The organism is Portibacter marinus (genome assembly GCF_021533195.1).
GTDB lineage: Bacteria > Bacteroidota > Bacteroidia > Chitinophagales > Saprospiraceae > Portibacter > Portibacter marinus.
This window is the reverse complement of the sequence record NZ_JAJNKB010000001.1, coordinates 276,759-288,761: the sequence shown is the minus strand read 5'-3', so window position 1 is coordinate 288,761 and position 12,003 is coordinate 276,759. Positions and strand designations below refer to the sequence as shown.

The 12,003-nt window shown below is 37.8% G+C and carries 7 protein-coding genes; 6 read left to right on the top strand and 1 reads right to left on the bottom strand.

The window, feature by feature from the left end:
- Positions 1 to 106 precede the first annotated feature (106 nt).
- Positions 107 to 736, top strand: coding sequence for an NUDIX hydrolase (locus L2567_RS01260; protein ID WP_235295867.1), 630 nt, complete (start codon positions 107 to 109; stop codon positions 734 to 736).
- Positions 737 to 807: 71 nt separating this feature from the next.
- The gene (locus L2567_RS01255; RefSeq protein ID WP_235295866.1) at positions 808 to 1,161 is read left to right on the top strand and encodes a hypothetical protein; all 354 of its coding nucleotides are present in this window, start codon (positions 808 to 810) and stop codon (positions 1,159 to 1,161) included.
- Between the two features lie 5 nt (positions 1,162 to 1,166).
- Here the strand turns inward: L2567_RS01255 and L2567_RS01250 are convergent, their stop codons facing one another.
- Entirely contained in the window at positions 1,167 to 1,964 is a 798-nt protein-coding gene (locus L2567_RS01250; protein ID WP_235295865.1) for a hypothetical protein, read from the bottom strand.
- Between the two features lie 113 nt (positions 1,965 to 2,077).
- Between L2567_RS01250 and L2567_RS01245 the strand changes: the two genes are divergently transcribed.
- The 4 genes from L2567_RS01245 (at position 2,078) to L2567_RS01230 (ending at position 12,003) form a co-directional block, all read left to right on the top strand.
- Positions 2,078 to 6,112 (top strand): two-component regulator propeller domain-containing protein, encoded by a 4,035-nt coding sequence (locus tag L2567_RS01245; RefSeq protein ID WP_235295864.1) that lies wholly within the window; start codon positions 2,078 to 2,080, stop codon positions 6,110 to 6,112.
- Between the two features lie 130 nt (positions 6,113 to 6,242).
- Entirely contained in the window at positions 6,243 to 9,167 is a 2,925-nt protein-coding gene (locus L2567_RS01240; RefSeq protein ID WP_235295863.1) for a TonB-dependent receptor, read from the top strand.
- A 32-nt stretch (positions 9,168 to 9,199) separates the two neighbouring features.
- A complete protein-coding gene (locus L2567_RS01235; protein WP_235295862.1) occupies positions 9,200 to 10,780 on the top strand; it encodes a T9SS type A sorting domain-containing protein in 1,581 nt (526 codons plus the stop codon).
- Between the two features lie 62 nt (positions 10,781 to 10,842).
- Positions 10,843 to 12,003, top strand: coding sequence for a glycoside hydrolase family 88 protein (locus L2567_RS01230; protein ID WP_235295861.1), 1,161 nt, complete (start codon positions 10,843 to 10,845; stop codon positions 12,001 to 12,003).

Sequence of the window (12,003 nt, the reverse complement as noted above, 5' to 3'; positions counted from 1 at the left end):
TCGATTTCCGTTTTTGTCTTCGTTCAATTAATGTGTTGTTTTTGGAAATTTTTCGCAATTTGCGCTGTCTTAAAAAGACAGGCAAAAGAAAAACAACAGTGCGCAAATGTACAAAATCTATATCAACGAAACGCCATTGATCCTTATTTCATCCAAGGATTTTAAGAAGCAGATATATCCACGCGATCACGTTTTGGCCTTCGTCTACTTAGGCAAGAAAAAGGCCTTGCTAAATTACATTGACAACCTGGAGAAATCGAATAATTACAAAGCCATCGTTGTTCATTATGAAGATGTAGAAAAGCTTTTCAATGATTTTATGTCCTTGTTCAAAATCGTGAAGGCAGCAGGTGGATTGGTGACCAACAAGAAGGAGCAAATACTTTTTATATACCGCAGAGGCTTCTGGGATTTGCCGAAAGGGAAGTTGGATAATGGTGAAGATTATAAAATGGCAGCTGTGCGTGAGGTTAAAGAAGAGTGTGGTTTAAAAAATTTAACTAGGGGAGCGAAATTGACCACCACTTACCATGTTTTTAAAAATTTAAGTAAACAAAGAATCTTGAAAAAAACAAAATGGTATCACATGACAAGTTCGGATACCAAGCTGGTAGCGCAGAAAGAAGAAGATATCGAAATCGCGAAATGGAGGAAATTGGGCGAATTTCTCGCTTCGGGTGATGTCGCTTACAACAATATTAATGACGTATTATTTACATATTTCGATAAAACATAATAAAATGAATTGGGTAACGTTCTTGCTTAGTGTCCTATAGGTACAGGACTAAAAAATTAAACAATTAAAGAATGAGAACCACTTTATTTTCTTTGCTTTTGACATTTACTTTCGCACTGGGAAGCGCTCATACCACAGTATTGGATCCACCAACTGCAGTCAAAGTTGTCGAAGTGGATTTCCCAATTTTTAAGGATAAAGACTTTAAGATTATTTATTTGGATTTTGAACTTTTAACCACTAATGTGAAATCACTTCAGATCATTAAGAATAAAAGCAATATCGCTTTTACAGATGACGTCAGCAAGGTGAGTGTAGACGGAATCTATGAAATTGATTATTCTGAATATTCTGCCGGACAATATGATTTAGAACTTCTTACCTACACCGGCGAAAGACTGAGATCTACTTTTGTTATTGAATAGTATTCTTATTCGCATAGTGCATCACTTAACACATTAGTAGCAGTAGCTGTATTCTGTGGTATGTGAGTCAAAAACATCGTCAGTTTATCAATTCCATGATTTGTCGATCTGCCTGCAATCTGTATGGTATAATCTCCTGCTTCATCAAAAATAGCAAAGATTTGGTGTGGGTCGTTGTCACTTGTTCTCGATATCCAAGCCCATGAGCCAAGCCTGTTCATATAAATTTTAAACCAACCATCTTTTCCTGCACCCTCCGGCATCGTGTGCGCCTGGCCCTCGCTATCCACTATCGGGTCTTGATTGGTACCTTTAGGATATACAATATGACCGTCACTATCTCTTTTACCATAAAAATGATCGGCATTAGGAATGCGCAACCATGAATCGTTAAAATCCGTGTTAGAATTGCCTTGAGTAATTCTAGATCTCCATAGAAAGCGATAGGTGCCAGGATTTTCAATTCTTATTCGAAAGTTTAACAAACCTTTACCAGGATCCGAATAGTGATTACTCCCTTTCCATACTAGATATTTATCGTTCGACGCTCCAGATAAAACACTGTCTAGTGTCCATGAAGTGGCATCATAATCAGCACTCTCCATTTCAATCATTAATTGTCCATCTTTCTCTAAATAGAAAGGAATTAAAGTGTCAGGACATCCGCCATTGGCCAACAAGACATTGGCTTCAGGAATTTCGATCTCCTCTTCCTCCATTTCATGATCTACAAGTTCTTCCTCGCAGGAAATGGCAAGACAAAGTAGCAGTATGATGCCTATATTCGTTAGTCCTTTAAACATATGAATTATTTATTAGAAAGAAAAAAGATAATAGAAGTATGAGGAGCAGCTGTACTGTACTGTTTTGTTTGAAATCACGCTATTAAAAAAAGATTATATTTGTTTACACGAATATGAATAACTGTAAAACTAACTTATCACTGGTAAGAGGTTTACTGCTTTTAGCATGGACCTGCTGGAGTGTAGTGCTTGTTGCACAAGATGCGACATATTTCAAAAAGCTTGGCCGCCAGGACGGGCTTTCACAGTCCTCAGTTTTCGCCATCACCGAAGATACAGATGGCTTCTTATGGTTCGGTACCCGGGATGGTTTGAACAAATATGATGGGTATAATTTCACGATTTTCCGTAAAGGAGATTCCGATAATGGACCTGTGGGAAATGATGTTCGGAGCCTTTACACTGATCCTTTTGAAAATTTACTATGGATTGGCACATTGGAAGGGTTGAGTTATCTTGATCTTGACACCTATACCTTTACCAGCTTCCGTCACGAAGTTGATAATTTGTCCGGTTTGGCATCCAATCATATTTCCTGCATTTACAGAAAAGGTGAAAATCAGGTTTGGGTAGGTACTTCTAAAGGCTTAAATGAATACAATCCGGTCACTAGCCAATTTAAACTTTATAGAAATACTGATGCTTCCAACACCAACACAATTACACATATTTTGGACATGGGACCATCTACATTTTGGATAGGAACCAGGAATGGACTTTATTCATTTGATTTGAACACCAAGGGCTTTGCAAAGATTGATTTAGGGGAATCATTGAACCAATCAATTATTACAGCAATGGTCAGAAATGTGGATGGAACCATATGGCTAGGAACAGATCAATTCGGAATAATTCAATTAGATTCAGAAGGCAAAATACTAAAGCATTTAAAGAGCAATTCTGAAGTATCAAATACATTGGGTAGTAATATTATTCGATCTCTTTGCTTTGATGCGCCAAATCGCTTGTGGATAGGCACATTCGATGGACTTAATTTACTGGATACGAAGACGGAAGAAATGACCTTATATAAGAGTGATCGCTCCTTGAAGAATGCATTGACTGATAACTCTATTAAGGCGCTCTATGCAGATCGAAAAGGTAGTATGTGGATTGGAACCTACTACGGTGGCGTCAATCATCTTGATGAAGGGTATAATCAATTTAAGAACTACACCTATTCTCCGTATCATCAAGGTTTGAGTGCTCCCGTAGTCAGTTCATTTGCTGAGGATCAGAATGGTGACCTATGGATTGGAACAGAAGGTGGAGGACTAAATTTCTATGACGTTAACCTTCAAACCTATAAACACTTTGTACCGGACGACCATTCTAATACGATCGCTGGTTCAAATGTAAAACAACTATTATTAGATGGAGATGATTTATGGATAGGGCATTTCAGTTCGGGTCTGGATAAATTTAATATCAAAACACAGACTTTTGAAAATCTAGGTCTGGAAGAAGGCTTGTCTAATGATAATGTTTATGATTTATTGATTCAGGACGCTAAGATCTGGATAGCCACCTATGCAGGAGGTTTGAATATCTATGATAAAGCTACGGGTGAGGTGGTGATCTATCAACATAATGATCTTGATTCACTATCAGTGAGTTCTGACTTCATTCGGGTATTGTTCAGATCAAGTAGTGATGAAATATGGTTGGGAACAGCCAGAGGATTGAATCAAATAGAAGTAGATGGCAATGGGTTACCTTTTGTTTTCAAACGTTACCTTGAGGATATCAAAATTTACAGCATCCAGGAAGATAACAAAGGAAATCTATGGCTGGGTACAATTAGTAATGGCTTAATCAAATGGAATCCTAAGACATTGGAGTCAAAAAGTTATTCTACGTTTGACGGTTTGGCGGGCAATACGGTTTTTGGTATTATAGAGGATGAGAAAGGCTATTTGTGGTTGAGTACAAATAACGGTATTTCCAGATTTTGCAAGGATGATGAACAATTTATCAATTTCAATAATGCAAATGGACTTACGAATTCTGAGTTTAACTTTAATGCCTATTATAGAACTGCGAATGGCGATATAATTTTCGGCGGTGTCAATGGTTATACCAGGTTTGATCCACAGCAAATTATAATTAATGATTTCGAACCGCCTGTTGTTTTTACTGGCATTACGCAAAATAACAGACCATTAAAATTAGAGCATAATATCAATGAAATTGAAAAAGTACTCTTCAAATATAACCAGGCAAATTTTACAATAAATTTTGCCGCACTTGATTACTCTAATCCTGACAATAATTATTATTCCTATAAATTAGAAGGGCTGGATCAAGAGTGGATTACTTCTATAGGTCAACCTTCAGCGACCTATACTATTCAAAGACATGGCACATATACATTCTTGCTGAAAGGTGGAAACAGTGCAGGAAAGTGGAACGATGAAGTTAAAAAATTGGAAATAGAGGTATTACCACCGCCATGGAGAACATGGTGGGCTTATTTACTTTATATTTTAATAGGCATAGCAGGAATTTATGCCATTTTGAGATATCTTCGGTTAAGAGATTCTTACCAATTTGAGTTGAAGGAAAAGCTGCAGAAGGAGGAACTGCACAGGTTGAAACTGAATTTCTTTACGAATGTGGCTCATGAATTCCGGACACCATTGACTTTAATCATAGGTCCTATAGAGGATTTGATTAAGAATCTTAAGTCTTATGATTATGAAGCACTCAAAGACAAATTACTGAAAATCAACAGTAACTCTCAGCGAATGCTTAATCTTGTCAACCAATTGATGACCTTCAGAAAAATGGAAGCAGGTCACGAGCCAATGAAAGTGACTGAGGTACAACTGAAACCATATCTTTCGAAAATCTATGGATTATTTGAGGATCACGCAAATTTAATGGATATCAATTACAAATTGATTTTACCAAATGACGATTTGAAAGTATGGATAGACGAAGAGAAGATTGAAAAGGTGTTATTTAACTTGTTATCAAATGCTTTTAAATTCACTCCTCATCAAGGAGAAATTATCCTATCAATATTGGAAGAGCAAACCAAGGTTATGGTGGTCGTTCAAGACTCGGGAGAAGGCATTCCCAAGCATTTGCACAACCAAATATTTCAGCGGTTCTATGAGAAGAATCCAGGGGAGACTAGCAATTTGATCAAAGGAACAGGAATCGGATTGGCTTTGAGTAAAGAATTGGTAGAACTTCACAAGGGCCGCCTGGATGTGGAAAGTAAGGAAGGGAATGGTGCTCGGTTTATTGTGAATCTGCAAAAAGGAAAGTCACATTTTAGCTCTAAGGAAATTGTAGAAGTGAGACAATTTGAGGCTATAGCTAAACCCACGGAGATTGTCCTGCCTTCCGAAGCCACAGAAGAGCGGTCAATTATTTCTGAAAGTACACTTAAGTTACTGGTAGTTGATGACAATAGAGAAGTCCTGGATTATATTACCTCTATTTTTGATGGTAAGTACAAAATTGTAATTGCATCTGACGGTAAAGAGGGATTGATGAAAAGTCGCGAATACCAACCTGATCTCATTATTAGTGATGTGATGATGCCTGAGATGGATGGTATCACATTTTGCAATGAAATTAGGAGCGACCTCAGTACTTCTCACATTCCACTGATTTTGTTGACAGCTAGAACGCTTTTGGATGATAAACTGGAGGGATTGAAATCCGGGGCCAATGATTTTATTTCGAAGCCGTTTCATCCTGATGAGCTGAGGTACAAAGTAGAAAATTTGTTGGCACAACAAAAGATGATCAAGGAAGCACTCGCTGATAAAGCGTTCAATCCAAAGGATCTCGAGATTACTTCTGCCGACGAACAATTTTTACAAAATTTACTCAAGCTGGTAGAAACAAATATTGACAATCCAGAATTCAAAATTGAGCAGTTTGCACATGAGTTAGCAGTTAGTAGAGCTTTGCTTTTTACCAAAATTAAGGCCATGACTGATATGACGCCTAAGAACTTTTTGAAATCCTTCAGAATGAAGAGAGCCATTCAATTATTGGAGACCGGAAAGCTGAATGTGCACGAAGTAGCATTTATGGTTGGCTACAAAGATCCGAAATACTTTAGTAAAGTTTTTCAGAAAGAATTTGGTAAAAATCCTTCTGAATATACCGTAGCTTTTAGGGTTTAGACTTTTTTCCTCCTACATCTGGACTTTTATGTGTTAGTATTCTGCTAGCTTTAAGGTATAATGTTAGCAAGATAGGTTTAAGGACTTATTTTAATTCTTTAACCTACTATAAGACTGCAAATAAAGTTTTATGATGAATACTGTATGTAAAAATCTCTGTCTTTTGATGGTGGGGGTACTGATTTCTGTAATTGGTGCGGCTCAAACTGGTAGCGTTGTAGGTGAAGTTAATGATGGCGATGGCGGTTTCGGGCTTCCAGGGGCCAATGTTTATTTAAAAGGATCAACTTCTACGGGCACAAATACAGATTATGATGGAAAGTTTGTTCTGACCAATGTTCCAGTAGGGGAACAAGTTATAGTTATATCATACGTTTCTTATGCCACAGAAGAAATTCCAGTGACTGTAGTGGAAGGTGAAAATACTTCCATATCTGTTGAACTCAAACCCGAGTCAATTTTGGGTACTGAGGTTGTAATTACTGCACAAGCTCTGGGCCAAGTTAAAGCGATTAACCAACAGCTAAATTCCGATGCCATCGGTAATTTTATTTCTGTCGAAAAGATTAAAGAGCTTCCTGATGTCAATGCAGCTGAAGCTATATCTCGACTTCCTGGGGTCGCCATCAATAGAAGCGGTGGTGAAGGTTCTAAGATAGTTGTGAGAGGCTTAGATCCTAAGTTTACAGCCATTTCAATTAATGGGGTGAGATTACCTTCCACATCAGGTGCTGACCGATCTGTAGATTTATCCCTAATTTCTCCCGAGTTACTCTCAGGAGTAGAATTATTCAAATCTCCTACTCCTGATATGGATGGGGATGCCATAGGAGGTTCAGTAAATCTGAATATTATGCGTGCACCAGAGGATAGAAAAATAGCAATGAAAGTTTTAGGTGGTGCTAACTTTTTGGAAAATACATTCACGGACTATAAGGCGACACTGTCTTTTTCTCAGCGATTTTTCGATAACAAATTGGGTGTCATCGCTACTGCGAATACGGAGAGATTTAATCGAGGTGGTGAAACCATTAGAGTTGGATGGACTGACAATACAAAGAACGTTATCGATACGGCGTTAAATATTTTCGAACAACAGGGAAGTAGTTTAACGTATGTGAAAAGAAAAGAACAAAGATATCGTACCAATGGGACATTGGGATTTGATTTTAAGATCGGCAACAATTCTGATTTTAATGTACTTGGCCTATATTCCAGAACATCACGTGATCGCTTTGATCATATAGAACAATACAATGTTGGTGGATTTCAGGTCAGATATAACCCTAACGTTACAGAAAGTTCTATTGATTTATTTTCAGGATCAATTACGGCCAGACACCGCTCAAATATAGTCAATGTGGATTGGGGTACCTCTGTTTCCAGAGTATCTGGAATGACGCCTATTGATTATACCCAGACTTTTAATAACAACAGGTCACCGTTCGATCCCGAAGTAAACAGCGAAAATTCCAGAAGAAATCCATTCAATTACTATAATTTTCTGGATATAGATCCTACTTCTAGCTTCTTACTGCAAATTGCATCCTCAACAAGCGGCAATTCAGAGGAAATTACGACAGGATATGTCAATTTCGACTTCAATGTTTTCAAGAGAGATGCAAACTCTATCAATTTCAAAGCTGGAGTGAAGGCTATCAATACAATGAAAGACAGGAATTATGATGAAGAGAGGGCAAGGCTCTATTATCTTCTTAATAATAATAGATTTTTACCTTTTGATGAAAACGGACAAGGAGCTACTGGTGTTGACCCTACCGGAAAGTTCTATTACGCCATGAGTAATTTTCAGAATGATACACCTCAGACCTTCACCAATGAAAAAGGAGAGGTTGTAGAGTTAAGCAATGAATTTGATCCAGACAGGATGATCAGATTTAGTGAATTATTTGCAGATGACTTAAGAGATTACAGATATCAGGACGTCAATAATTATGATTTAGAGGAACAAGTATATGCTGCATATGCTATGCTCAAAGCAAAGATCAAAGATAAAATTACTTTGATTCCTGGTATCAGATATGAATACTCAGACAACAGTTATAATGGCTTATATGCTGACCTTGATGGCGACTTTGGAGAAAGTGGGAATGTGCAGGAAAGAAGTGCAGAGGCACAGTATGGAGTGTTGATGCCCCACCTTCATTTAAAATATAAACCATTCTCCTGGTTTGATTTAAGAGCTTCTTATTCTACTACCTTGGCAAGACCAAATTACGATTATTTGGTTCCAGCTACTATCGTAAATAGGGGGGGAGATTTAAGAATAGAGCAGGGAAATCCAGATCTAAAACCATCCGTATCCACAAATTATGATTTGTTTGCAACGGCTTATTCAGGTAAATGGGGATTGATTTCTGCGGGTGTATTTTATAAGCAAATTAAGGACGCTTTCTATCCATTCATAATAGGCTTGAATAGCGATTCTCTCGTAATGGCTTATGGATTTCCTGAGCAGGGATTCGGGAATGCTGAATTAACGACGTTTGTTAATTCTCCTGTATCAAATGTTCAGGGTTTTGAATTGGACATTCAGACTAATCTTAACTTTCTTCCTAAGCCTTTTGATGGTTTGGTCCTAAGTGCAAACTATACTCGTTTATTTTCGCAGACGACGATCAATTCTTTTAGAGAAGAAACCGTAAGAACAGGTGTTTTTCCTTTTTTTCAAACACAAATCCTAGTGATTCCATTTCAGCGCGAGGTAGATCTAATAGGTCAAGCCAGGCACATATTTAATACTTCATTGGGGTATGATATTGGTGGATTTTCCTTTAGAACATCTGCTGCTTATCAAGGATCTAAATTAACTGGATATAGCTCTAATGCAGATAAAGATAGATTTAGCAATCAATTTTGGAGATTCGACATGGTTTTCAAGCAAAGATTCAATAGAAATTTCAATGCCTTCCTAAATCTTAATAATCTCAGTGACCAGAAAGACATCAACTTTTTCAGGTCTCCCGAATTCATTACGAATAGAGAAAGATATGGTTCTACCGCCACGATAGGCGTCGAATATATAATTAGATAAATTAAACTATTTAAAAATTAAATGTTAGCAATATGAAACGATTTTACTTTACACTCTTAACCCTGGTTTTTCTAGGATCAGGCATTATGGCACAGAGTATAACAGTGCCACCTAACTTAGATGGAACTGAGGATTTTCCTTTTACTTATTTAAGTGATTTTATTGAGGCAGATACAGCGGCTGATGGCACTCAAAATAATTATGAGTATCTCCTTGAAAGAGGTTCTCTCTACTTTTTTACATTTGAGGCTAAATGGGATTTCGACTTTAAATTAGGTGCCACTGGTGACGAAGCACTGGGAAAGCCTGTTGTTTCTCGTGCAAATAAGACTGGAGGCTCAAGTCTAGCTCGATTATACAGTGGAACCGGTAGTTTTGTCTGGGATGATCTATTTGTCATCATGGGAGACGAGGGACCATTGGCTTCCAATTATGAAACCAACCCTATCAGGGCTTTTGGAGAGAATCAAAAATATGTGATTCAAAATTGTATTCTTGAGAAAAACAGACAAGCCATTGTGCGAAGTGAAGGTGATGGAAGCAGTGTCTTCATTATTGATAATTGGATTAGAAATTTGGGAGATTACGCTAAATTACAGGGTAATGGTAGAATTGTAGATCCGCGTACTTCATTTGCGGATTCTGTGGTGATACATGGGAATGTAATGCATAACATTCTGGATAGATTATTTATCGGTTTTAGAATGCAAGGTTTGAATTACTTTGAATTTTCTAATAATACTGTGTTCAATCACGTTGGTCGTCACGGTATGATTCAGTTGAGAAATACCAAAGAGTCCGTCATTACAGATAATTTATTCATGAATCCAAGTATTATTGGAACTTCACCAACGTTGGCTAACGAGCAAATTAATTTTGCAGATTCAGTCAATTTCTTAGTGTCTTTGGATACGATCGTAGAAGGAGCTTCTGCTATTATGTCTAATAATAACATTTTCTGGACGGAAGATGTACTGAATCATTATGAAACTTTCGATTCAGTCTCACAACCACCGGTATTAAGTCCTACTTATGCTGCACTATTAGAAGATCCGGAAATGGCATATTTTACTGAAGTTTTGGAATTAGGAAATATTCCAGATAGAGCACCGATCATTCAATATGCATTCGAAGCAGTAACTTACCCAGACAGTACAGGAATTACCAATATCATGGTTGAAGACATCAGCTTTGCTGGCTCAGATTATGATAGAGGCTATTTGTTTAATTATGCTGAATTTGATCCTTGCTTTTCCGATGATGCCGTTTCAGCTACTGCATCTACCAGTGGAGGACCAATTGGCTCAACTTTCCTATGTGATTATTCTGTTTCGACATCAGAAGTATTTAATCCTATGATCGAACTAAGAGCATTTCCTAATCCGTCATCTGGAAACATTACTTTCCAATTTGATAATCCAAAGAATGGAAATGTCAGTGTAAGAATTTTTAATGTGCAAGGTCAAACGATGGCTACAGTATTTAATGGTCAGAAAAGTCAAGGTACACATACCGTTTCCTGGTCCAATGCTGAGGGCCTTAGCTCAGGTATGTATATCGCCCAAGTACAGACTGAGGGTGGTAAAATGGTTAGAAACATAGTTTTACAGTAATTCAATCATATTCATGGGCTACTTCCACTAATTCTGGGAGTGGCCCTTTTTTAAATACTTTCATGAGATTTCTACTAGTAATTTTATGTGTTACTACAGCATTGTATTGCTGTGCGGACAATGATATGACTAACCGTTCACAGTTGGATGTGGCTTCCGAAAAGATGCTGGGTTACATCAACGTCATTCCACTTGACTCAACCGCCATTCCCCGATCTTTGGAGGAAGATGGAAGCCTGATTACAGGTAATTCGCGTCAGTGGACCAGTGGATTCTTTCCAGGAACATTATGGCAATTGTACAGCTATAGTCAAAATGATAGTATTAAAAAGGCAGCAGAAGACTGGACCGCTTTCATAGAGAAAGAAAAATATGATGATCATACTCATGATCTTGGATTTAAATTGAATTCCTCCTTTGGTAAAGCCTACGCCATCACAGAAAATGAAGCATACAAAAATGTGGTAATTACTGCTTCCAAAACCCTAATCAACAGATATAACGAAAATATTGGATCGATCAGATCCTGGGATTGGAATGCTGATGTCTGGCAATTTCCGGTCATTATCGATAATATGATGAACTTGGAAATGTTATTTGATGCCACCAGGTTTACGGGTGATTCTACATTTCATCATATTGCAACTCAACATGCATTAACGACTAATGAGCATCACTACAGGGCTGATAATAGCTGCTTTCATGTGGTAGATTTCGATACCACAACCTTCGAACCCCGATTGAAAACAACACATCAAGGCTATAGTGATGAGTCCGCATGGTCCAGAGGTCAGGCATGGGGCTTATATGGCTTTACAGTGGCCTATGGAAGAACTGGAAATGATATTTTTCTGGATCGTGCCAAGAAAAGTGCGCAATACATTTACAACCATCCTAATTTACCGGAGGATAAGATTCCTTACTGGGATTTTAATGCTCCAAATATTCCAGATGAACCACGTGATGTTTCAGCTGCAACAGTGACTGCATCGGCTTTACTTGAGCTGATAAGATATGATCAGGAAAATACAGATTGGTACTTATCCTGGACAGACCAGATTCTCGAATCACTGGCAACTGACAAGTATCAATCCAATATCGCTCCTTTTTTGTTGCTGCATAGCACCGGCAGTGTTCCAGGTGAATTTGAAGTAGACCAACCAATCGTCTACGCAGACTATTACTACATCGAAGCACTCTTAAGGAGAGATGCTATAAAATAA

Coding starts and splice junctions, on each gene's coding strand:
- L2567_RS01240 (WP_235295863.1), top strand. CDS start 6,243: ATGATGAATACTGTATGTAAAAATCTCTGTCTTTTGATGGTGGGGGTA.
- L2567_RS01235 (WP_235295862.1), top strand. CDS start 9,200: ATGAAACGATTTTACTTTACACTCTTAACCCTGGTTTTTCTAGGATCA.
- L2567_RS01255 (WP_235295866.1), top strand. CDS start 808: ATGAGAACCACTTTATTTTCTTTGCTTTTGACATTTACTTTCGCACTG.
- L2567_RS01260 (WP_235295867.1), top strand. CDS start 107: ATGTACAAAATCTATATCAACGAAACGCCATTGATCCTTATTTCATCC.
- L2567_RS01250 (WP_235295865.1), bottom strand. CDS start 1,964: ATGTTTAAAGGACTAACGAATATAGGCATCATACTGCTACTTTGTCTT.
- L2567_RS01230 (WP_235295861.1), top strand. CDS start 10,843: ATGAGATTTCTACTAGTAATTTTATGTGTTACTACAGCATTGTATTGC.
- L2567_RS01245 (WP_235295864.1), top strand. CDS start 2,078: ATGAATAACTGTAAAACTAACTTATCACTGGTAAGAGGTTTACTGCTT.